At 33.9% G+C, this 23,714-nt stretch carries 18 protein-coding genes, 1 pseudogene and 1 riboswitch; of the genes and pseudogenes, 8 read left to right on the forward strand and 11 right to left on the reverse strand.

The genetic code is table 11. The features are described 5' to 3' along the window. Positions 1-17: 17 nt before the first annotated feature. The 11 genes from B5E58_RS00700 to B5E58_RS00750 form a co-directional block, all read right to left on the reverse strand. A complete protein-coding gene (locus B5E58_RS00700; RefSeq protein ID WP_088107756.1) occupies positions 18-1,343 on the reverse strand; it encodes a sodium-dependent transporter in 1,326 nt (441 codons plus the stop codon). A 134-nt stretch (positions 1,344-1,477) separates the two neighbouring features. Continuing rightward, positions 1,478-2,086: a thiamine phosphate synthase gene (locus tag B5E58_RS00705; RefSeq protein ID WP_088107757.1), complete on the reverse strand. Its 609-nt coding sequence runs from the start codon at positions 2,084-2,086 to the stop codon at positions 1,478-1,480. 12 nt (positions 2,087-2,098) lie between these two features. After that, a complete protein-coding gene (gene thiH, locus B5E58_RS00710) occupies positions 2,099-3,202 on the reverse strand; it encodes a 2-iminoacetate synthase ThiH (RefSeq protein WP_088107758.1) in 1,104 nt (367 codons plus the stop codon). A 7-nt stretch (positions 3,203-3,209) separates the two neighbouring features. After that, positions 3,210-3,977 carry a thiazole synthase gene (locus B5E58_RS00715; RefSeq protein ID WP_088107971.1) on the reverse strand — a complete coding sequence of 256 codons (768 nt, stop codon included), beginning with the start codon at positions 3,975-3,977 and terminating at the stop codon, positions 3,210-3,212. Between the two features lie 25 nt (positions 3,978-4,002). Further along, positions 4,003-4,809, reverse strand: coding sequence for a sulfur carrier protein ThiS adenylyltransferase ThiF (gene thiF, locus B5E58_RS00720; protein ID WP_088107759.1), 807 nt, complete (start codon positions 4,807-4,809; stop codon positions 4,003-4,005). A 6-nt stretch (positions 4,810-4,815) separates the two neighbouring features. Further along, entirely contained in the window at positions 4,816-5,010 is a 195-nt protein-coding gene (gene thiS, locus B5E58_RS00725) for a sulfur carrier protein ThiS (RefSeq protein WP_088107760.1), read from the reverse strand. 110 nt (positions 5,011-5,120) lie between these two features. Then, positions 5,121-5,228: riboswitch (TPP riboswitch) on the reverse strand. A gap of 69 nt (positions 5,229-5,297) precedes the next feature. Further along, a complete protein-coding gene (locus tag B5E58_RS00730; protein ID WP_158097627.1) occupies positions 5,298-6,095 on the reverse strand; it encodes an EcsC family protein in 798 nt (265 codons plus the stop codon). A 48-nt stretch (positions 6,096-6,143) separates the two neighbouring features. Then, a complete protein-coding gene (locus B5E58_RS00735) occupies positions 6,144-6,548 on the reverse strand; it encodes an RrF2 family transcriptional regulator (RefSeq protein WP_088107762.1) in 405 nt (134 codons plus the stop codon). Between the two features lie 21 nt (positions 6,549-6,569). Then, entirely contained in the window at positions 6,570-7,790 is a 1,221-nt protein-coding gene (locus B5E58_RS00740; protein ID WP_088107763.1) for a 6-phosphofructokinase, read from the reverse strand. A gap of 187 nt (positions 7,791-7,977) precedes the next feature. Continuing rightward, the gene (locus tag B5E58_RS00745; protein ID WP_088107764.1) at positions 7,978-9,675 is read right to left on the reverse strand and encodes an ammonium transporter; all 1,698 of its coding nucleotides are present in this window, start codon (positions 9,673-9,675) and stop codon (positions 7,978-7,980) included. Positions 9,676-9,787: 112 nt separating this feature from the next. Continuing rightward, positions 9,788-11,881, reverse strand: a complete 2,094-nt coding sequence (locus B5E58_RS00750; RefSeq protein ID WP_088107765.1) for a glutamine synthetase III family protein — start codon at positions 11,879-11,881, stop codon at positions 9,788-9,790. Between the two features lie 468 nt (positions 11,882-12,349). Between B5E58_RS00750 and B5E58_RS00755 the strand changes: the two genes are divergently transcribed. The 8 genes and pseudogenes from B5E58_RS00755 to carB form a co-directional block, all read left to right on the forward strand. After that, positions 12,350-13,444 carry a class II glutamine amidotransferase gene (locus tag B5E58_RS00755; protein WP_088107766.1) on the forward strand — a complete coding sequence of 365 codons (1,095 nt, stop codon included), beginning with the start codon at positions 12,350-12,352 and terminating at the stop codon, positions 13,442-13,444. Further along, positions 13,444-14,949: a glutamate synthase-related protein gene (locus B5E58_RS00760; RefSeq protein ID WP_088107767.1), complete on the forward strand. Its 1,506-nt coding sequence runs from the start codon at positions 13,444-13,446 to the stop codon at positions 14,947-14,949. Before B5E58_RS00755 ends, B5E58_RS00760 begins: the two co-directional genes overlap by 1 nt. Before the next feature lie 55 nt (positions 14,950-15,004). Continuing rightward, positions 15,005-16,279 (forward strand): adenylosuccinate synthase, encoded by a 1,275-nt coding sequence (locus B5E58_RS00765; RefSeq protein WP_088107768.1) that lies wholly within the window; start codon positions 15,005-15,007, stop codon positions 16,277-16,279. A gap of 40 nt (positions 16,280-16,319) precedes the next feature. Beyond that, positions 16,320-17,051, forward strand: a complete 732-nt coding sequence (locus B5E58_RS00770; RefSeq protein WP_443080001.1) for a glutamate synthase — start codon at positions 16,320-16,322, stop codon at positions 17,049-17,051. A gap of 47 nt (positions 17,052-17,098) precedes the next feature. After that, positions 17,099-18,394: a glutamine synthetase family protein gene (locus B5E58_RS00775; RefSeq protein ID WP_330395578.1), complete on the forward strand. Its 1,296-nt coding sequence runs from the start codon at positions 17,099-17,101 to the stop codon at positions 18,392-18,394. A gap of 31 nt (positions 18,395-18,425) precedes the next feature. After that, complete coding sequence (locus B5E58_RS00780) at positions 18,426-19,007, forward strand: ANTAR domain-containing response regulator (protein ID WP_242956564.1); 582 nt, start codon at positions 18,426-18,428, stop codon at positions 19,005-19,007. Between the two features lie 419 nt (positions 19,008-19,426). Continuing rightward, positions 19,427-20,500 (forward strand): carbamoyl phosphate synthase small subunit, encoded by a 1,074-nt coding sequence (locus B5E58_RS00785; protein WP_088107770.1) that lies wholly within the window; start codon positions 19,427-19,429, stop codon positions 20,498-20,500. Continuing rightward, positions 20,500-23,697, forward strand: a pseudogene (gene carB / locus B5E58_RS00790) (carbamoyl-phosphate synthase large subunit); the annotation flags it as partial. The gene B5E58_RS00785 and the pseudogene carB, both read left to right, overlap by 1 nt. Between the last annotated feature and the right edge of the window lie 17 nt (positions 23,698-23,714).

Raw genomic sequence — 23,714 nt, forward strand, 5'->3', positions numbered from 1 at the left:
CGAAACCTTTTTATTATTTAGCCTATTCCTTTATATATAATACTTAAAACAACAACTGCTGCTGCAAGGAAAACATATATGTATTTAGCAGTAAATCCAAATATATTTCCAACATGTTTTTTTGCTCCAAGTGCAAGCTCATCACCAATTTTCTTAACACCAAGAACCCAATAAATCATTATAGAACAGAGAACAGCTCCAATAGGAACAACGTATATTGTTATAATATCCATCCATTTTCCCATATAAGGTTCATATTCTATAAATAAACCTACTATAAATACAAGAGCTCCTACAAGGAATACAGCATGATTTCTTTTAAGTTTTATATTTGTCTGAGCAGCTTCTGAACAAACTTCAAACATATTCATAAGAGATGTTAATCCAGCAAATAAAACTGATATAAAGAACATACAACCGAAAAGTCCACCCATAGGCATTTTAGCAAATACCTTTGGAAGTGTTATAAACATAAGAGGAGGACCTGACGCTGGGTCAAGACCAAAGGCAAACACTGCTGGTATAATAGCAAAACCTGATATTAAAGCTGCACAAGTATCAAGAAGTGCTGTTATAAGAGCAGAGTGTACTATATCCTCTGATTTACTTAAATAACTTCCGTATATAATCATACCTGAACCAGTTATTGAAAGTGAGAAGAAAGCCTGTCCCATAGCCATTATCCAAGTTTCAGGATTTACAAGATACTCCCATTTAGGAATAAGAAGATATTTATAACCTTCTAAAGCTCCCGGAAGGAAAGCAACTCTTATTGCAATAACAACAAAAAGTATAAAGAAAGCCGGCATCATAAATTTATTTATTTTTTCAATGCCCTTTGTTACTCCTCCAATAAGGAAAATTATTGTCATAAGTACAACACAGAGATGCCAAGGAACACTTCCAAAAGCTCCTGTTATCTCACTAAAATATTCAGTTGACTCTTTTGCAATCATAGCACCTGTTGCAGAACCAACAGAAAATCTTAAAACCCAACCAACTATAATAGCATAACCTATTGCTATACCTAAAGAACCAAAAAGAGGTATTGCCCCTAAAATTTTTCCGCCCTTTTTACCTTTTGTCTTTAAAGCATAGTCATAAGAACCAATTGGACCTGTACCAGTCATACGACCAAAAGCAAACTCACCGGAAAGACCTACCCAGCCAAAAAGTGCAACAAAAAAGAAATATACAAGCAAAAATGCTGCTCCTCCATACTGTCCTACTCTGTAAGGGAACATCCAAATATTTCCCATACCAACAGCAGAACCAACAGAGGCAAGTATAAATCCCAGTTTGCTGCCAAACTGCCCATTTATTGAGCCATTGATGTTACTCATTTAAAAAACCTCCATATCATTATGTCTTTAAAATATAAGTACATTACGACACTTTAAACTGTAACAGTTTAAAGCGCCGACATATATAATATATTAGGTTAAATAGAGAATTATTTCAATAGCAAAATATAAATTTATATAATTTTAGACTTATTTATAATATTTTTATACTCCATTATTCTATCAAGAGGATTTTCACATTTCATAAATTCAGACATTATAGCAATACCTTCTGCTCCTGTACTTATAACATCAGAAATTCTTTCCTTTGTTATTCCGCCTATTCCACAGACAGGAATATTTACAGATTTACATATATTTTCAAGATACAAAAGACCTCTACCCTCAAGACCTTTTTTGCAATCTGTATTATATATATGACCTGCTATAATATAAGTAGCTCCCATACTTTCAGCCTTAACAGCTTCATCAAAACTGTGAACAGAAACTCCTATATTATCAAAACAACTTAAATTACTATAATTTTCACATAATATATTAAAAGGTAAATGTATATTTTTTATTCCAATTTTTTTAGCACAATCAATATTAGAATTTATAGAAAATTTAGTCTTATATTTATTACATATATCAAAACATTCTCTTGCCAAATTTTCATAATCATTATTTGACATATCTTTTTCACGAAGTATAAAAAAATCCGGCTGTCCTTTGGCTATTTTTTCAACTCTATCCAAAAAGTTTTCACAAGATATACTTCTTTGGGATACAGATATAATCATAATGTCACTTCCTTAAACTCTTACATAATCTGTAAATACAGGCTGGAGACCATGACATTTTATTGATGATATAACCTCATCAACAGTTCTAGGGTCTGAAATTTCAAACTGTTCATCACCCTTTTCTTCTTCAGCATGACCACCAACTCCAACACTTACACCTGCTGAAATTTTTGTTGCAACCATACCTATTACATTGTCTCTAAAACCTTGTCTCTCTCTTGTTGATATTGTCATTCCAGCAAAAGGAAGGAAAAGACGTAAGGCACACATAACTTGTAAAAGCTGTGGTTCATGGACATCTTTTGAATTATTTTCATAATTATTTATATAAGGTCTAAGTCTTGGAACGGAGAATGATATTTCAGCCTGTGGATATTTTTTCTGTATAAGTGAAGCGTGAAGACCTGCTGCAAAGGCATCTTTTCTAAAATTGTCAAGACCAAGCAAAGCTCCAAAGCCTACTCCTCTCATTCCTCCCATTAAAGCTCTCTCCTGAGCATTAAATCTATAATCAAACACTTTTTTAGGTCCACTTAAATGTACTTCATCATATTTTACTGTATTATATGTTTCTTGATAAACACTTACAAAATCAGCACCTTTTTTGTGTATATATTCATACTCATCAGCATCCATAGGATAAACTTCTATACCTATTGTAGAGAAATATTTTTTTGCAAGTTCAACAGCCTCTCCAATATATTCAACACTTGAGTGATATTTTGACTCACCTGTCAATAAGAGTATCTCTTTTAAACCTGTTTTTGCTATGGCTTTGTATTCTTCTTCAATTTCTTCCATAGTAAGTTTAGCTCTATTTATATTATTTTTACAGTTAAAACCACAATAAACACAATTATTTACACAATAGTTTGCAATATAAAGAGGTGTGAAAAGAGTTATAATGTTTCCAAACTGTCTTCTTGTCTCTTTTTTTGCCTTCTGTGCCATTTGCTCAAGATAATTTATAGCCACAGGAGATAAAAGAGCGGCAAAATCTCTCTCATCAATAGTATCTTTTGATAAAGCCTTCTCAACATCATAGGCTGTAAATTTATCAAAATCATACTTATTATATTTTTCCAAAACTTCTTCTATTATCGGTCTTTCCATAATTTAATCACACCTCCAAAAATCCTGTAAGAGGTGATGAGGCTTCTCCCTCATATTCAAGAACACGTCCAAGACCTGCAAGGTATGCTTTTCTTCCTGCCTCAACAGCCATTTTGAATGCTCCTGCCATAGCTACAATATCATTAGCAGTTGCAACAGCAGTGTTTGCCAAAACAGCAGCAGCTCCCATTTCCATTGCTTCACAAGCCTGTGAAGGTGCACCAATTCCCGCATCAACAACGATAGGAAGGTCTATTTCATCAATAAGTATTTTTATAAAATCTTTTGTTCTTATACCTTTATTACTTCCAATAGGTGAAGCAAGAGGCATTACAGCAGCAGCTCCAGCTTTTACAAGTTTTCTTGCACATATAAGGTCAGGATACATATATGGAAGTACAATAAATCCTTCATTTGCAAGTATTTCTGTTGCCTTTACAGTTTCCTCATTGTCAGGCATAAGATATTTTGTATCGTTTATTACTTCTATTTTTATAAAATCACCACAGCCAAGCTCTCTTGCAAGTCTTGCAATTCTTACAGCTTCCTCAGCTGTTCTTGCTCCTGATGTGTTAGGAAGAAGTGTAATATTTTTTGGTATAGCGTCAATTATATTTCCCTGTCCTGCCATATTAGCACGTCTTATAGCAAGAGTAACCATTTCTGTTCCTGAGGCTTCAACAACATCTTTCATTTTTGAAAGCTCAAATTTCCCTGTTCCCAAGAAAAATCTTGAATTAAATTCTTTTCCGCCGATTATAAGTTTATCTTCCATTTCACTATCTCCTTTTTTAAAAAATTTATGGTTCATATATTCCAAGTATAATTCTCAAAATCATATTTGCTTGATGACCTGCACATATGTTCACACGTGGAGCCATAAGACCCCGTCCTTGTCGTGCTTCATATACCCCATCACCACAAACATAAAGATTTTTAAATTTTTTCTCTGTTTTTATAATATTAGAACTTTCATATCCTGCCATTCCTGATGATGCTATAATTTTTGTATTTGGCATATTTTCAATTATATAATTTACAATTTCAGCTTTATAAACAGGATTATCAAAGGCCTCACAGACTATATTACAATCCTTTAATATTTCACCTACATTATTTTCATTAAGAAGTACATTTTTTGTTATAACTTCTATGTAAGGATTTATTTCCTCTATCTGCATTTTTAAAGCATCTGTTTTATTCATTCCCAAATGCTTTATATAATAGCTTTGTCTGTTAAGATTACTAGGTTCAACAACGTCAAAATCTATCAAAAGAAGTTTTCCCACACCTGTTCTAGCTAACATAACAGCTATGTTAGAACCTAAACCACCAAGACCACAAATAGCCACAAAGGCTTTTTTAACTTTTTCATGGACAAAAGGTGTATGTCTTGACATCATAAGACTTTCAAGAACATCTTCTGATGGCATAACCCCTTTTTTAAGCATTGTAACATTGTCATTATTTTTTAAAATACAGTCTTCATCAGTTTGAAAACCATTTAATATAATAACATCAGCATAAGCCATATATTTTTCTTTAAATTCAATAAGACTTATACCCTCTTTTTCATATATAATGTTACCATTAAACACAATATTCATAAAATATCAGCCTCCTCCCACAAAGCTGACAACCTCTATTGTATCATCATTTTTAAGAGTAACATTTTTATAATTACTTTTTGGAACTATATCTCCATTTAATTCAACAGCTATTTTCAAAGTGTTATATCCCTGTTTTGTCAAAAATTCATAGAGATTAGTTTCTTTTGTTATTTCAATATTCTCTCCGTTTACTCTCATATTTTCATCTCCTTACTTAAAAATTTTAAAAAATAAATAAAAAAAGACTTTCTCCATAGGAAAAAGTCTTTAAATAATGTCAATTAATCAATCAATCAATTAATAATAAAACATAAAATCAAGAAACTCCCTACGTAGGTACTAACCTTACAGGTTCAATGAGTAAGAGGACAACACCTCACTCTCAGCTGATTTAATCAGCTCCCCAGTTCTGAATAAATATTCAATTTTTATAAGGTGATTATATGACTTAAAATTAATAAAGTCAATAATAAATTTATAAAAAATCAATTTTTATTGACAAGTTTGTACATAATGAAACGCTTTTTATACTTTAAATATGCACCTTTCGATATATTATCCATAACAGAAATATTTCCAAATGATGAAATAATTCCGATTACAAAAATACCCTGAACAATTTTAAGACCGCAAACTTTACTTACCATAAGAGCAGAAATTTTCTTTTCTATATCAGAAAATGTAACTTTTAATTCGCTATTTTTTTCAATACTATATGCAATATCATCACAAAGATTTGAATAATATTCTCTCTCTTTTCCACAAGATAATCCAAAACCTATAACAGAAAGTATATATATTTTTTCATTTTCTGTTTTATGGTCATATCCATATTTTAATCCTGTTTGATATATTGTTCTTATTATTTCACCTATAAAAACAGGTATATCAGGCATACCAACTCCCAAAACACCCATAGCAGTACTTTTTATACCTGTAAAGGCTGTATTTATTGTATTTGATATTTTAACAGACCTATCAAAACTTCTAAGATTTGATTTTGTTTTATTTGAATTAAACTTATTTTTATTTTTTTCATATTCATTTAATATTTTTTCTTTTGAATATGTTTTTTCAAGTACACTATCACCTTTTTCAAATATAAATTCAAAAGCTGACTCAAATGTAGCCTCTGTACTTATACGAACTTTTTCAGGTACTTTTTCATCAAAAATATTTGAAAGAGTTTCTTTTTCTTTCTTAAACAGATTTAAAGGTTTTTGTTCTATAAACTTTTTTTCTTTTTTTAACAAAATATTGATTTCATTATTTTTTAAAGCCATTTTATCACCCTTTCGAAAAAGGCAGAGCATAAGCTCTGCCTTTAAAAATTATATCAATTCTATAAAAGGTACTTTTTTAAGTTCTTCCTCAAGAACTGCATTTATTCTTCTAAATTCTTTATTCATTTTACAATGTTTGCCGTTACTGTTATGAATACAGTCAACACCTTTTTTTAAACACAGATTTACACTATTATAATCATCTTCATTTTCTATTGCAACAAGAATATCATACAATGTAAGTGTATTAAGGTCAGCTTCAAGGCAATATCCTCCACCTGCTCCTCTTATTATTTTAAGTATATTTTTTTCACTTAATTTTTTAAGAATTTTATAAGCAAACTGTACAGGTATACATTCAGCCTCACAAATCTGTTTTATATTAAGTCTTTTTCCTCCTGCCAAAGCTCTAACAGTACGCATTGCATAATCTGTTTCTCTAGTTATAAGCATTTACCACATACCTCAAATATATTACTGAATTACTATTGTTTTAGGTATACCATTATCATACTGTAAAGGCAATTCTCCCTGTATGATAGGGTATAAATAATCTATAAGTTCCTGTTTAACATCGTTACCTTCTTCATTTATCCATTCTAAAGGAACTTTTTTAACTTTATTTGCTATTTTTGATATATCCACAAAATCAATACTTACACCATACTCTTTTTCAGTATTTCTTATAAAAACACCCATCTTTCCACTTCCACCTTCAGAAGCGAATTTTGCAGTTTCATAACCTATAAGACGTGACTCTGTTATATCAGTCTTACTTGCAATATGACCTGCACATCTTTGCATAAGTGAAAGCTCTATTGAACGAACTTTACAGCCTATTTCTTTTTTGACAACGTCTTTCAAAAATTCACCTACACCAGCAAGCTGAACATGTCCAAAAGCGTCAAGTTTTCCATCTCCTGTTTCGGATATGTATTTTCCTTCTGCATTTTTAACACCTTCACTGACTGCAACTACCACAGTTTTTTTCTCAGCTATTTTTTTGTTTACGTCATCAATAAATTTTTCAACACTAAAAGGTTTCTCACAAAGATATATAAGGTCTGGAACATGATGTCCATTTAATCTTGCAAGACATGATGAAGCAGTAAGCCAACCTGCATCCCTACCCATAATCTCAACAATATTTACAGTAGGTACATCATAAACATCTCCGTCATATCCAAGCTCTGATATTGTTGTAGCAATGTATTTTGCAGCAGAGCCAAAGCCTGGGGTATGGTCTGTTTCACAAAGGTCATTGTCTATTGTTTTAGGTGCTCCCATGACTTTTATATCATTAATACCCTTTGCGACACAATATTCTGACACTTTATAAACAGTATCCATAGAGTCATTACCACCAATATAGACAAAGTAACCTATATTATATTTTCTGAAAATATCAATAAGTTTTTTGTACTCGCTGTCATCAACCCTATAATCAGCAAGTTTTTTTCTGCAACTTCCCAAAGCTGCAGCCGGCGTCATAGCAAGAGTATCAAGTTTTTCTTCAGTATCAAGTAAATCATTAAGCTCTATAATTCTCTCTTCAAGTATCCCCTTTATACCATGAAGACCACCATAGACCTTATCGATTTTATTACTTTCAAAACCGAAACTACAAACGCCTGCAACAGTAGCATTAATTGCGGAAGAAGGTCCGCCTGACTGTGCAACTATTAAATTCTTCATAATTTTAATATCAACCTTTCACCTTGATGTTATTGAATAAAAAATAAAAATATACTTTCCAATTTTAATCTATTATAGCATAAAAATCAAACCCTTTGTTAAATAAATTTAATATTCTGTTTTTATACTAAAACATAAAAAAAGTACAGACAATTGTCTGTACTTTTTTAACAACTCCAAAAAATATTTAGTCTTCATCCTGAAGAGCATAATATCCTTCTTCTCCAGTTCTTATTTTGATTACATTTTCAACATCATATATAAATATCTTTCCGTCTCCAATGTGACCAGTAAATAATACCTGTTTTGCCACATCGACAACAGTTTCAACAGGAATTTTACATACAACCATTTCAAGTTTTACTTTAGGTCTTAAAGCGACATCAACTTCAATACCACGATAATATTCGCTGTTACCTTTCTGCATACCAAAACCTAAAACCTGTGTAACAGTTAAACCTGTAATTCCTATTGCTGAAAGAGCATTTTTAAGGGCTTCAAATTTACTCTGATTTGCGATAATAACGATTTTTGTAAGTTTTTCATTTTCAGCATTTTCAATTCTTTCAGCAGGTACATGCTGTACTGTGACAGCCTCCTCTGTTGTAACTTTTCTTTCTTTTTTGAAATCTGCACCAAATACACTTTCATTAGGTATCATAAATCCAGCATAGCTACTTGCAAGATTATGTTCTTTAATATCAAGACCAAGGATTTCTTCTTCTTCCGAAACACGAAGACCTATTGTATGTTTAAGTACCTGGAAAACTATTGTCATTGTTATAATAACCCATACAGCAACAGAGAAAACACCTATAATCTGTATTCTTAAGAAATCAATTCCGCCGCCATATAAAAGACCACCGTCAACAGCAAAAATACCTGTAAGAATTGTACCTGTTGCACCACACATACCATGAACACCAACAGCACCAACAGGGTCGTCAACTTTTAAAACTTTATCAATAAACTCAATACCAAATACAACTACAAAACCTGCAATAATACCTATAACAGCAGAACCACCTATTGAAACCATATCACAGCCGGCTGTTATAGCAACAAGACCTGCAAGAGTACCGTTTAAAGTCATTGAAACGTCAGGTTTTTTGTATCTAACCCATGTTATAATCATAGCTGTTATTGAAGCAACTGCTGCTGACATATTTGTAGTAACGAATATTGAACCCATTTTTATAAGAGTTTCGTCACCTTCTGCACTTACTGTTGAACAACCATTAAATCCAAACCAGCAGAACCATAATATAAACACACCAAGAGCAGCAATAGTAAGGTTATGACCTAAAATTGCTTTAGGTTTTCCGTCTTTTGTATATTTTCCAATACGAGGTCCAAGAGTTTTTGCACCTAAAAAGGCTGCTATACCACCAACCATATGAACGGCTGTTGAACCGGCAAAATCATGGAAGCCAAGCTGTGCAAGCCAGCCACCGCCCCAAATCCAATGACCTGAAACAGGATATATAATTGCACTTATTATAAAACTATATATACAGTATGATGAAAATTTTGTTCTCTCTGCCATTGCGCCAGAAACTATTGTTGCTGCTGTGGCACAGAAAACAGTCTGAAATATAAGAAAGGCGAAAAATGGGACACCTGCCGGTGTGATTGATGAGTAATCTCCTCTTGTAAATAAATCAATACCACCAAAGAATGATGATGATGAACCAAACATTATTCCGAAACCTGTAATCCAGAATATTGGAGTACCAATACTAAAGTCCATAAGGTTTTTCATTATGATATTTCCGGCATTTTTAGCTCTTGTTAAACCTGCCTCGAGTATTGCAAAGCCTGCCTGCATAAAGAATACAAGGGCGGCTCCAACCAATACCCAAATGGTATTTACTGATGAAAACATATTAATTCCCCCTAAAATTAAAAGACGTGTATTTTTTATATTATCCTTAAAAATACACGTCTTTGTGATTAGTTATATTTTATTTATTTTTAAGTTCAAAAGAACATTGAATTTAAAGTATGCTGAATAAAAGTTCGCCGTATCTTGGATATGGCCAATATTCATCGCCAACAATAACCTCTGCTCTGTCAGCAACAGCTCTAAGCTCATTCATAGCAGGTATAACTACATCTTTATAGTAATCCGCCTCTGCTTGCATTCCATCTGTATCCTTAACACCTATTACAGCACTTTCAAGTTTTTCTAAGTTATCAATTATTGAAGATGTAATGTATGAAAGTTCCTCAACAATAGATTTTTCTTTACATTTTGATATGTCAATTCCTATACCCTGTTTCGCTGTAAGTGTTTCTGTAATACTGTTTGTATATTTCATTACTGCTGGAAGAATGCTTCTTCTTGCCATTTCAATCATTGTAAGAGCTTCAATATTTAAAGTCTTGCAGTAATTTTCCAAAAGTATTTCATAACGTGAGTTAATCTCAACCTCTGTAAATATATTATGCTTTGTAAAAAGTTTTATGCTTTTTTCTGATACAAAATAAGGAAGTGCGTCTGGTGTTGTTCTAAGATTGAGAAGTCCTCTTCTCTCTGCTTCTTTCTGCCACTCATCGCTGTAACCATCGCCATTAAATATAATTCTCTTATGTTCTATAATTGTTTTCTTTATAAGAGCTTTTAATGATTTATTAAAGTCAGGTGCTTTTTCAAGTTCATCGGCAAACTGGCTTAAAACTTCTGCAACTATTGTATTTAAAACAATATTAGGTCCTGAAACAGAAACTGTTGAACCAAGCATACGGAATTCAAATTTATTTCCTGTGAAAGCAAAAGGTGAAGTTCTGTTTCTATCTGTTGTATCTTTAAAGAAATGAGGAAGTACATGGACACCAATTTCCATTTCTTCTTTATCTTTCTGTTCAAATTCTGTACCCTTTTCAATAGAGTCTAAAACCTGCTGAAGTTCATCACCAACAAACATTGAAACAATAGCTGGAGGTGCTTCGTTAGCTCCAAGACGGTGGTCGTTTCCTGCACCAACAACAGAAACTCTTAAAAGGTCCTGATAATCATCAACAGCTTTTATAACTGCTGCAAGGAAAAGTAAAAACTGTGCATTTTTCTTTGGAGACTCACCTGGCTCAAGAAGGTTTACACCTGTATCTGTTGATATTGACCAGTTATTATGCTTTCCACTTCCGTTAACTCCTGCAAATGGTTTTTCATGTAATAAACAAGCCATACCATGTTTCTGTGCAACCTTTTTAAGCATTTCCATTGTAAGCTGGTTGTGGTCTGATGCAATATTTGTTGTTGAGAATATTGGTGCAAGTTCGTGCTGTGCTGGAGCAACTTCATTATGCTCTGTCTTAGCAAGTATACCAAGTTTCCAAAGTTCTTCATTAAGGTCTTTCATAAAAGCCTTTACTCTTGGTTTTATTGTTCCAAAATAGTGGTCTTCAAGTTCCTGACCTTTTGGAGGTTTAGCACCAAAAAGAGTTCTTCCACAATATATAAGGTCTTTTCTCTGTTTGTATAATTCTTCATCAATAAGGAAATACTCCTGCTCTGGTCCTACTGTTGTATTAACTTTTGTTGTAGTAGTATCTCCAAAAAGTCTTAAAATTCTTAATGCCTGTTCATTAATAACTTCCATAGAACGAAGAAGTGGAGTTTTCTTGTCAAGAGCCTCTCCGCTGTAAGAACAGAAAGCAGTTGGAATACAGAGTGTATCTTCTTTTATAAAAGCGTAGCTTGTTGGGTCCCAAGCTGTATATCCTCTAGCCTCAAATGTAGCTCTAAGTCCACCAGAAGGGAAACTTGAAGCGTCCGGTTCACCTTTTATAAGTTCTTTTCCGGAAAACTCCATAATAACTCTGCCGTCTTCACTTGGAGATATGAAACTGTCATGTTTTTCTGCTGTAACTCCTGTCATAGGCTGGAACCAGTGAGTAAAATGTGTTACTTCTCTTTCAATAGCCCAATCCTTCATAGCATTTGCAACTACATTTGCAACTTCTCTATCAAGAGGTTTTCCCTCTGCTATGCTTTTCTTCATAAGTTTATAAGTAGCTTTTGGAAGTCTCTCTTTCATTGCCTGTTCATCAAAAACCATACTTCCGAAAATTTCAGGAACACTTGTCATATTATTTCCCCCTTAAAATTAAAGTATTATTTCTTTAGTTTTTTAAACGTTCTTTTAAATATTTTATCCTTTGTACCTTAAAAATATTTCATCTTTTGTAATAAATATAATAAACAAAAAAGGCACCGTGGACTATAAAAAATATAATCCACAGCGCCTTTGCTGTTTTATGCAGTTGATTATATGACCACAAAAATGAAAAGTCAATATTTTTTTTACTAATTTTTTTATTTTACCAAAAATGTATATTTAAAATGTATTTTTTAGAAAACACTTGTAATATATTTACAATAAGAAATCTTTATATTTTCAAAGCCATCAAACCGTTGACACAAGGGCAAAACTGATAGTATAATGCTTTCATCGAACAAAGACGTTCGTCACTCACGGTATATTTGTATGTGTTTGGCGGACGTTTTTCTGTTTTTTTATTAAAAAATACTCTTAAATATTAAGGAGGTTTTGATTATGTTGCTTAAAGAAGGACAAACAAGAATACCTTCCGGCTGTGCTATATCTGGTATATTCGCAAAAGACGGAAAAAGGATTTCTGGTGAGTCAATAATAAAATCCATATCAACTATGCATGACCGTTCAAACGGTCTTGGAGGAGGTTTTGCAGGATACGGAATATATCCTGAATATAAAGACTCCTATGCTTTCCATATATTTTATGATGATATTGAAGCAAGAGAAAAATGTGAAAGATTTCTTGACAGGCATTTTGATATAGTAAACCTTTCAAAAATACCAACAAGAAAAAATCCAAGAATTACAAATGAACCTTTAATTTGGAGATACTTCTTAAATCCTCTCCCAACAAAACTTGCAGACAGTCAGCTTGATGAGAAAGAATACATTGCAAGATGTTGTATAAGAATAAACACTCAGATAAACGGAGCTTATGTATTTTCAAGTGGAAAAAACATGGGTATATTTAAGGCAGTTGGATTTCCTGAAGATGTAGGAGATTTTTACAGACTTGAAGAATATTCCGGATACTGTTGGACAGCTCACGGAAGATATCCAACAAATACACCAGGTTGGTGGGGCGGTGCTCACCCATTTGCAATGCTTGACTATTCAATAGTACACAACGGAGAGATTTCTTCTTATGATGCCAACAGAAGATATATTGAAATGTTTGGTTACAAATGTTCTCTCCTTACAGATACAGAGGTTATAACATACATAATAGACTTTTTAAATAGAAAGAAAAAACTTACTCTTGAGGAGGTTGCCTCTGTTATAGCTGCTCCATTCTGGTCAACAATAAATCATATGCCTGAAAAAGAGAGAGAAAAATACACTTATTTAAGAAAAGCATTTTCAAGCCTTCTTATAACAGGTCCTTTCTCAATACTTTTAGGATTTGAAGGCGGTATGATGGCACTTAATGACAGACTTAAACTTAGAAGTATGGTTGCAGCCGAAAAAGACAATATGTTCTATGTTGCTAGTGAAGAATGTGCCATAAGAATAATAGAGCCTAACCCTGATAAGGTTTGGGCAGCTAAAGGCGGAGAGCCTATAATAGTAACTCTTGAGGGAGGTGCAAAATAATGGCATTAAATTTTTTATATCCTGATTATGAAGTTGTAAGAAATTTTGATAAATGTATAAACTGTCGTCTCTGTGAAAAACAGTGTGCCAATGAAGTTCACAGTTTTAATGGCGATTTAAAGAAAATGGTTGCAGATGACAGTAAATGTGTAAACTGTCATAGATGTGTTGCTGTCTGTCCAACTAGAGCTTTAAAAATAGTTAAAACAGACCATACATTCAAAGAAAACACAAACTGGACAGGAAGAACAATAGCTGAAATTTACAGACAGGCAGGAAGTGGCGGTGTTTTACTTTCATCAATGGGAAATCCTAAGCCATTACCTGTTTATTGGGACAGAATGTTAATAAATGCGTCACAGGTTACAAACCCACCTATTGACCCATTGAGAGAGCCTATGGAAACAAAAGTTACTTTAGGAAAAAGTCCTGATAAAATAGAAAGAGACAGTGAGGGAAATTTAATAAACAATTTAGGTCCTAGCATAGAGCTTGATGTACCTATTCTCTTTTCTGCCATGTCCTATGGTTCAATAAGCTACAATGCCCATGAAAGCCTTGCAAGAGCCGCTGAAAAACTGGGAATACTCTACAACACAGGTGAAGGTGGTCTTCATGAGGATTTCTATAAATATGGTAAAAACACAATAGTTCAGGTTGCTTCCGGTCGTTTTGGAGTTCATAAAGATTTCCTTGAAGCTGGATGTGCAATAGAAATTAAAATGGGTCAAGGTGCAAAACCAGGTATAGGTGGACATCTTCCTGGAGGAAAAGTTTTGGAAGATATATCAAAAACACGTATGATACCAATCGGTTCAGATGCTATATCTCCAGCACCTCATCATGATATTTATTCAATAGAAGACCTTAGACAATTAGTTTATTCATTAAAAGAGGCGACAGAATACAAAAAACCTGTTATAGTAAAGATAGCAGCTGTTCATAATGTGGCTGCCATCGCAAGCGGTATTGCCAGAAGTGGTGCTGATATCATAGCTATTGACGGGTTCAGAGGAGGTACTGGTGCTGCACCTACAAGAATACGTGATAACGTGGGAATACCTATTGAACTTGCCCTTGCAAGTGTTGACCAAAGACTTAGAGAAGAAGGCATACGTGAAAACGTATCTATAATAGTAGGAGGAAGTATAAGAAGCAGTGCTGACGTTGTAAAAGCTATTGCTCTTGGTGCTGATGCCTGCTATATAGGAACAGCTGCCCTTCTTGCTCTTGGTTGTCATCTCTGTCGAAGCTGTCAGCTTGGAAAATGTAACTGGGGTATTGCAACACAGAGAGAAGACCTTGTAAAACGTCTCAATCCTGATGAAGGTTGTGAGAGACTTGTAAATCTTGTAAAATCTTGGGAACATGAAATAAAAGAGATTATGGGAGGAATGGGCATAAATTCAATAGAAGCACTTAAAGGAAATAGACTTATGTTAAGGGGAATAGGTCTTACAGAAAAAGAACTTTCCATACTGGGAATAATGCATGCGGGGGAATAAAAGCATATTCACAAAGGAAAAATAAAAACTATTAATTTCAAGGAGGTTTTTAATTATGTTAACATCAATAGTAGGAATTAACTGGGGAGACGAAGGAAAAGGAAGAATGGTAGACCTTCTTTCTCAGGATTATGATATAGTTTCTCGTTATCAGGGAGGAAATAACGCAGGACATACTGTTGTAAATGATTTAGGAAAATTTATATTAAATCTTTTACCATCAGGAATACTTCGTGAGGAAGTTGTAAATGTAATGGGTCCTGGAATGGTTATAGACCTTGAACATTTAAGCGGAGAGATAAAGAGACTTACAGACGCAGGTGTTAAAATTTCTCCAAAAAATCTTAAAATAAGCAACAAAGCTATTGTATGTATGCCATATCACAGACAGCAGGATATTCTTGAAGAAGACCGTCTTGGTGATGCAAAATATGGTTCAACAAGACGTGGAATTTCTCCTGTTTATGGTGATAAATACATGAAAAAATGTATCAGAATGGGTGACCTTCTTCACAGAGAAACATACAAAAAAGAGCTTGAAAGAATTCTTGAGTGGAAAAACCTTACAATAACAAAGGTTTATGGTGCTGAAGAAGTAAAATTTGAAGATATGTTAAGCTGGCTTGATAAATACTCAGCAGAATTTAAAGATTATATCTGTGACACAAGCATTTACCTTAACAATGCAGTAAAAGAAGGTAAAAAAGTTATGTTTGAAGCTCAGCTTGGAGCATTAAGAGATATTGATTATGGTATTTATCCATACACTTCATCATCTTCAACAATAGCTGCATATGCTCCTATTGGTGCTGGTGTTCCTAACCTTAAACTTACAAACTCTATCGGTATTATGAAAGCATACTCAACTTGTGTAGGTGAAGGACCTTTCACAGCTGAAATGTTTGGAGAAGAAGCTGAAAAACTTAGAGAAGCTGGTGGAGAATATGGTGCTGCAACAGGAAGACCAAGACGTGTAGGTCCATTTGATGTTCCTGCATCTCGCTATGGTGTACTTGTTCAGGGTTGTGATGAACTTGCTCTCACAAAACTTGATGTACTTTCATACCTTGAGGAAATTCCTGTTTGTGTTGCTTATGATGTTGAAGGAGAACTTACAAAAGATTTCCCATACTCAACAGAGCTTGATAAAGCAAAACCTGTTGTTGAGTATGTAAAAGGTTGGAACTGTGATATAAGCAAATGCAGAAAACCAGAAGACCTTCCAAAAGAAGCTCTTGACTATATTAAATACATTGAAAAAGCAGTAGATTCAAAAATCAAATACGTTTCAGTAGGTGCTGCAAGAGACGAGTACATTGTAATGTACTAAAATTTATTTTTAAAAAATTATAATCTTTAATTGCCGGGGGGTGCATACATTGAATATATATGCAGGAATGAAACATTTTAAAGACTTAAATGATGAAATAAGAAACTGCACAGATAAAGACATAATAATAGACAACTGTATAGGTCAAAGATATATCGGAAGCGGTCTTAGGGATAAAAACATTGTTATAAATGGGACTCCCGGAAATGCTTTAGGTTCATATCTTGACGGCTGTACTGTACGTGTTTACGGAAACACACAGGAAGCAACAGGCGACACAATGAACAGTGGAACAATATATATACATGGTTCATCTGGAGACGCCACAGGATACGCTATGAGAGGCGGTAAAATATTTATAGAGAAAGATGCTGGCTATCGCACAGGAATTCATATAAAAGCCTATAAAGAGCATAAACCAGCAATAGTAATAGGAGGCTCTGCCGGAAGTTTCTTGGGAGAATACCAAGCTGGAGGAACAATAGTTGTTCTTGGACTTAACACAAACTCTAAAACTCCTGTTGGAAGATTTTGTGGTACAGGAATGCACGGTGGTAAAATATTTATACGCTGTGATGAACTTCCTTTTGACCTTCCTGTACAGATTTCAGCTAAAAAAGCTGATAAATCTGATATAGATGAAATTCTCCCTCTCATAGATGAATACTGTGAAGAATTTAATTTTGATAAAAATATTATATTTACAAAGGATTTTTATGTTTTAACAGCAGATACAAAAAATCCTTACAAACAGCTTTATACAAGAAACTGATTTTATTTATTTGAGGTGATAACATGAACTATACCGTATCCGAGGTATTGCGTTTTGTAGAAGAAAATGATGTTAAATTTATAAGACTTGCATTCTGTGATATTTTCGGCGTTCAGAAAAACATATCAATAATGCCTTCAGAACTTCCAAGGGCATTTGATACAGGTATATCATTTGATGCCTCATCAATAGACGGTTTTATGAATATAGAGGAGTCAGACCTTTTTTTAGTGCCTGACCCCTCTACCCTTTCAATACTCCCTTGGAGACCATCTAGGGGCCGTGTTGTTCGTTTCTTCTGTCATATAAAATACCCTGACGGAAGAAATTTTGAAGGAGACGGAAGATATATATTAAAAACCGTTCTTGATGAACTTAAAGAAATGAAATATGTATGTAAAGTTGGAACAGAATGTGAATTTTATCTTTTTGAGAATGATGAAGAAGGATTTCCAACAAAAATTCCTTTTGATAGAGGAACATATTTTGATATAGCTCCTGTTGACAAAGGTGAAAATATACGACGTGAAATATGTTTAACTCTTGAAGAAATGAATATCACTCCTGAAAGCTCTCATCATGAATCAGGTCCAGGACAAAATGAAATAGATTTCAAATACAGTGATGCTTTAACAGCAGCAGATAATCTTGTATCATTCAAATCTGTTGTAAAATCCGTAGCTGCAAGAAATGGACTTTTTGCTTCATTTATGCCAAAACCTCTTGAAAATGAAAGCGGAAGTGGTCTTCATATAAATCTTTCACTTTTCAAAAACGGTCTTAATATATTTAAGACAGAAATAAACGAACATTCTTTGGCAGCAGAAAGCTTTATTGCTGGTATACTTAATAGAATTGAAGATATAACATTATTTTTAAATCCTTTGACAAATTCATACAATCGTTTTGGAAAATTTGAAGCTCCAGAGTATGTGAGTTGGTCTCACAAAAACCGTTCACAGCTTATAAGAATACCTTCTGCAAAGGGTGAACACAGCAGAATGGAACTTCGCTCTCCTGACCCAGCTTGCAATCCTTATATTGCTTTAGCTCTAATAATAAAGGCAGGAATTGAAGGTATTAAAAATAATGCTACTTTAGAACCTCCACAGGACTTAAATCTCTATAAAGCTCCAAAAGAACTTTCACAAATATTCAGAAAATTACCTAATAATCTTGAAAGTGCTATTGATAAAGCTTGTGAAAGTGATTTTATAAAATCTGTATTGCCAAATAAAACATTTGATAAATATGTTTCAATAAAAAGAAATGAACTTGAAAAATATTCACTTACAGAAGATAAAAACGTCTTTGAAACAGAAAATTATTTTTATAAAATATAAAATTCAAAGATTATAAAAGAGGTGAAAAGAGTTGAGTAATGGAGGAAGTGCTCTTATTGTTTCGGGAACAGAAAAAGGAAGCAATTTAATAGAAGACCTTATGAGAAATACATCAGGTATATCCGACTTTTTTTATACAAGAAACGGCTCTGAGGCAAGAAGAATGCTTATTGAAAATAGTTATGACATTATAATTATAAACACTCCTCTTGCTGATGAATTTGGTCACGACCTTGCACTCTACGCTTCAACAAACACCGTTTCTGGACTTATACTTATAGTAAAGTCGGAAATTTATGAGGAAGTCTGTGACAGAGTTGAAGACTATGGAATATTAGTATTATCAAAACCTTTAAGCAGACAAACTTTTTATAGTGCAGTTAAACTTGTATCTGCAACACAAAAAAGACTTCTTATTCTTGAAAAAGAAAATATGAAACTTCAAAAGAAGATAGAAGAAATACGTCTTGTAGACAGAGCAAAATGTGTTCTTATACAATATCTTAACATGACAGAGGCTGAGGCTCATCGCTATATAGAAAAACAGGCAATGGATATGAGAAAAACAAAAAAAACTATTGCTGAAAATATTCTTAATACTTATGACAGCTGATTTTTTGCTGTCATAATCCATATATAGTTATTAAAAATTATGACTATTCTTGTATTTTCAACATATTTTTACAGCATATATTATATTTTTTATGTTTATAATAAAGCATTTTTGTATATATTATATACAAAAGCAAAGTCAACCTATTACAATGGGTATTAATTAGTCAAAAATACCTATGGACAATGTTGTAGTATTGCTATAAAATGTAAAAAATAAGTTAATATTAATAAGCTTGTAACTTTATAAAGAAACAAACAAGCTTTGATTTATTTTTATATAAATTCGGGGCTTTTGTCCCTTATTTATTATGGGTAAAAGCGGAGAATTTTTTTAAACTCCGTTTTTTTTTGGGCATATTGTAGCATATTCAATGCCTATTATTCTACAATTTCACTTGAGTAATCGGAGGAATTCAGATGGAAAAATTATACTTAGTACTTGAAAACGGACAGATTTTTGAAGGTAAATCTTTTGGTGCCGAAGGAGAAATCACTGGTGAGATAGTTTTCTCTACTGCTATGACAGGTTATCTTGAAACTATCACAGACCCTAGCTACTTTGGACAGATTGTTGTTCAAACTTTCCCATTAATTGGAAATTATGGTGTTATACCTTCCGACTTCGAAAGCGATAGACCATATTTAAAAGCATACGTTGTACGTGAATGGTGTCAGGAACCTTCTAATTTCCGTTGTGAGGGCAATCTTGACACTTTTTTAAAGGATATGAACGTTATAGGCCTTTATGATATAGATACACGTCAGCTTACAAAAATCATAAGAGAATACGGTGTTATGAATGCCAAAATAACAAAATCTATTGATAATATAGATGAAATCATTAAAGAGCTTAAAGGTTACAAAATTGTTGATGCTGTAAAAGGTGCAACTTGTAAAGAAATGAAAGTATTTAATGAAAATGGTGAAAAACACGTTGTTCTTATGGACTTTGGCGAAAAAGCAAATATTCAACGTGAACTTATTAAGAGAGGTTGTAAAGTAACAGTTGTTCCTTCATACACAAAGGCTTCTGAAATACTTGCAATGAACCCAGATGGAATAATGCTCTCAAACGGCCCTGGAGACCCTGCTGAAAACGTTGAAGTTATCGAGGAGATTAAAGCCCTTGTTGAGTCAAAAACACCTATTTTTGGTATCTGTTTAGGTCATCAGCTTACAGCTTTATCACAGGGTGCTACAACAAGCAAACTTAAATATGGTCATCGTGGTGGAAACCAGCCTGTAAAAGAAACTGCAACAGGTAGAGTTTATATAACAAGCCAGAACCACGGTTATGCTGTAAACGCTGACTCACTTCCTGAAAATGCTGAATTAAGCTGGGTAAATGTTAATGATGGAACTTGCGAAGGTGTTTCTTATAAAAATGCTCCTGTATATACTGTACAGTTCCACCCAGAAGCTTGTGGTGGTCCACAGGACACAATGTTCTTATTTGATAAATTTATTAATGTTATGGGAGGTACAAAATAATGCCACTTAAAAATGATATTAAAAAGGTACTTGTTATCGGTTCAGGTCCTATTATAATCGGACAAGCGGCAGAATTTGACTATGCCGGAACACAGGCCTGCCGTGCCCTTAGAGAAGAAGGTCTTGAAGTTGTTCTTGTAAACAGTAACCCTGCAACAATTATGACTGACAAGGCTATGGCTGATAAAATTTATATCGAGCCTTTAACAATAGATGTATTAAAAAGAATTATAAAGAAAGAAAAACCAGACAGCATTCTTTCAACCCTTGGTGGACAGACTGGTCTTACACTTTCAATGCAGCTTGCAAAAGAAGGTTTCCTTGAAGAAAACAATGTAAAACTTCTCGGTGCAAATCCTCTTACTATTGATAAAGCTGAAGACAGACAGATGTTCAAAGATACAATGCTTGAAATCGGAGAACCTGTTATACCTTCAGAAGTTGTAAACACTCTTGAAGATGCAATAGCATTTACAAACAAAATAGGATACCCTGTTATAATTCGTCCTGCCTTCACTCTTGGCGGTACTGGCGGCGGTATCTGTTATAATGAAGAAGAACTCAGAGAGATTGCTGCAAATGGTCTTCGTCTCTCCCCTATTACTCAGATACTTGTTGAAAAATGTATTTCAGGTTGGAAAGAAATCGAGTTTGAAGTTATCCGTGACAGCAAAGGAAACTGTATAACAGTATGTTCTATGGAAAACTTTGACCCTGTTGGAGTTCACACTGGAGACTCTGTTGTTATTGCTCCTGCTGTAACACTTTCAGACAAAGAATATCAGATGCTTCGTTCTGCATCATTAAATATCGTTTCTGCTCTCGGTGTTGAAGGTGGTTGTAACTGTCAGTTTGCTTTAGACCCTAACAGCTTTGAGTATGCAGTAATTGAGGTTAACCCTCGTGTATCTCGTTCTTCTGCTCTTGCTTCAAAAGCAACAGGATACCCTATTGCAAAAGTTGCTGCAAAAATAGCTATCGGTTATACACTTGACGAAATCAAAAACGCTGTTACAGGAAAAACATACGCTTGTTTCGAGCCTGCTCTCGACTATGTTGTTGTTAAACTTCCAAAATGGCCATTTGATAAATTCGTTTATGCAAAACGTACTCTTGGTACACAGATGAAAGCTACTGGAGAGGTTATGGCTATCGGTCCAAACTTTGAAATGGCTATAATAAAAGCTGTAAGAGGTGCTGAAATATCTCTTGACAGTTTAAATCTTCCTAAACTTGCAGAGCTTAGCTATGATGAAATAAAAAATAAAATCAGTGTATGTGACGACGAAAGACTCTTTGTTGTATTTGAAGCAATAAAGAGAGGCATTTCTCTTGACTACATCCACGACATAACAAAAATTGACCACTGGTTCTTAAATAAATTAAAACACCTTGTTGAGTATGAAAAAGAGATTGCAGAAAACACTCTCACAGAAGAACTCTACATTAAAGGTAAAAAATATGGATATCCTGATAAAGTTATTGAAAGAATTTCAGGACAGAAAGTTGAAAACCCACGCACAGCTGTATTCAAAATGGTTGACACTTGTGCTGCTGAGTTTAAGGCTGAAACACCATACTTCTACTCAACATATGACACAGAAAATGAAGCTGCTGAATTTATTGCAGAAAGAAATTCTGATAAAAAGACAGTTATAGTATTTGGTTCTGGTCCAATAAGAATTGGTCAGGGTATCGAGTTCGACTATGCTTCAGTTCACTGTGTATGGTCACTTAAAAAAGCTGGATATGAAGTTGTTATTGCAAATAACAACCCTGAAACTGTATCAACAGACTTTGACACAGCTGACAGACTTTACTTCGAGCCACTTACACCAGAAGATGTTATGAATATAATCAGAACAGAAAAACCTTATGGTGTTGTAGTTGCTTTCGGTGGACAGACAGCTATCAAACTTACAAAATTCCTTGAAAGTCAGGGAATAAACATTCTTGGTACTCCAGCAGACAGCATTGACGCTGCTGAAGACAGAGAACGTTTCGATGAGCTTCTTGAAAGCCTTGGAATTAAACGTCCTTCTGGTTACACTGTTATGACAACAGAAGAAGCATTAAAAGTTGCAAATGAACTTCAGTATCCTGTTCTTATGCGTCCTTCTTATGTATTAGGTGGACAGAACATGATTATCGCTTTCAGTGATGAAGATATAATTGAATACATGAAAATTATTCTTGCTCACGAAATCGAAAATCCTATACTTATTGATAAATACCTTATGGGTGTTGAAATCGAAGTTGACGCTATATGTGACGGAGAAGACATTCTCATTCCTGGTATTATGGAACACGTTGAGAGAGCCGGAATTCACTCTGGAGACTCAATAGCTGTATATCCTGCTTGGAATGTAAGCGGAGAACTTACAGAAAAAATTATTGATTATACAAAGAACCTTGCTATCTCATTAAAGACAAAAGGTCTTGTAAATATTCAGTATGTAATATATGAAAATGAAATATATGTTATCGAGGTAAATCCACGTTCTTCAAGAACAATTCCTTATATAAGCAAAGTTACAGGTGTTCCTATGGTAGACCTTGCAACAGCTTGTATGCTTGGAGCAAAACTTAAAGACCTTGGATATGGCACAGGACTTTATAAAACACCTCCATATGTTGCTGTAAAAGTTCCTGTATTCTCTTTTGAAAAACTTATTGACGTAGACGTTCAGCTTGGACCTGAAATGAAATCAACAGGTGAGGTTCTTGGTATAGGTACAACTATGGGAGAAGCTCTCTACAAAGGTCTCATTGCTGCCGGATATAAGATGAAGAAAAACGGTGCTATGTTTATCACTGTAAGAAACAGCGATAAAGGCGAAATCGTTGATATAGCTAAAAAATATGCTGCTCTTGGATTTGAGCTTTACTCAACAAAAGGTACAGCAAAAATATTAAATGACGCTGGACTTAATGTAACACCTGTAAACAAAATCCATGAAGGAAGCGAAAATACAAAAACTCTCCTTGAAAGTGGAAAAATCAACTACATTATTTCCACATCATCAAAGGGAAGACTTCCAAGCCGTGACAGCGTTAAAATACGTCGTATAGCTGTTGAGCATGCTATCCCATGTCTCACATCTCTTGACACAGCAGACGCTCTTGCAAACTGTCTTATGAGCCGTTTCTCACAGAATAATATTGAGCTTATAGACATCAATAATATGCGTGAAGAAAAACTTGCTCTTAACTT

This window comes from Tyzzerella sp. An114 (assembly GCF_002161055.1).
GTDB classification, from domain to species: domain Bacteria; phylum Bacillota; class Clostridia; order Lachnospirales; family Anaerotignaceae; genus Fimicola; species Fimicola cottocaccae.

Excerpts from the sequence above, each read along its gene's own strand:
- B5E58_RS00765 (WP_088107768.1), top strand. The coding sequence starts at position 15,005 with ATGTTAACATCAATAGTAGGAATTAACTGGGGAGACGAAGGAAAAGGA.
- B5E58_RS00760 (WP_088107767.1), top strand. The coding sequence starts at position 13,444 with ATGGCATTAAATTTTTTATATCCTGATTATGAAGTTGTAAGAAATTTT.
- B5E58_RS00705 (WP_088107757.1), bottom strand. The coding sequence starts at position 2,086 with ATGATTATATCTGTATCCCAAAGAAGTATATCTTGTGAAAACTTTTTG.
- B5E58_RS00730 (WP_158097627.1), bottom strand. The coding sequence starts at position 6,095 with ATGGCTTTAAAAAATAATGAAATCAATATTTTGTTAAAAAAAGAAAAA.
- thiH (WP_088107758.1), bottom strand. The coding sequence starts at position 3,202 with ATGGAAAGACCGATAATAGAAGAAGTTTTGGAAAAATATAATAAGTAT.
- B5E58_RS00750 (WP_088107765.1), bottom strand. The coding sequence starts at position 11,881 with ATGACAAGTGTTCCTGAAATTTTCGGAAGTATGGTTTTTGATGAACAG.
- B5E58_RS00700 (WP_088107756.1), bottom strand. The coding sequence starts at position 1,343 with ATGAGTAACATCAATGGCTCAATAAATGGGCAGTTTGGCAGCAAACTG.
- B5E58_RS00745 (WP_088107764.1), bottom strand. The coding sequence starts at position 9,675 with ATGTTTTCATCAGTAAATACCATTTGGGTATTGGTTGGAGCCGCCCTT.
- B5E58_RS00740 (WP_088107763.1), bottom strand. The coding sequence starts at position 7,790 with ATGAAGAATTTAATAGTTGCACAGTCAGGCGGACCTTCTTCCGCAATT.
- B5E58_RS00785 (WP_088107770.1), top strand. The coding sequence starts at position 19,427 with ATGGAAAAATTATACTTAGTACTTGAAAACGGACAGATTTTTGAAGGT.
- B5E58_RS00715 (WP_088107971.1), bottom strand. The coding sequence starts at position 3,977 with ATGGAAGATAAACTTATAATCGGCGGAAAAGAATTTAATTCAAGATTT.
- B5E58_RS00735 (WP_088107762.1), bottom strand. The coding sequence starts at position 6,548 with ATGCTTATAACTAGAGAAACAGATTATGCAATGCGTACTGTTAGAGCT.
- B5E58_RS00755 (WP_088107766.1), top strand. The coding sequence starts at position 12,350 with ATGTTGCTTAAAGAAGGACAAACAAGAATACCTTCCGGCTGTGCTATA.
- thiS (WP_088107760.1), bottom strand. The coding sequence starts at position 5,010 with ATGAGAGTAAACGGAGAGAATATTGAAATAACAAAAGAAACTAATCTC.
- thiF (WP_088107759.1), bottom strand. The coding sequence starts at position 4,809 with ATGAATATTGTGTTTAATGGTAACATTATATATGAAAAAGAGGGTATA.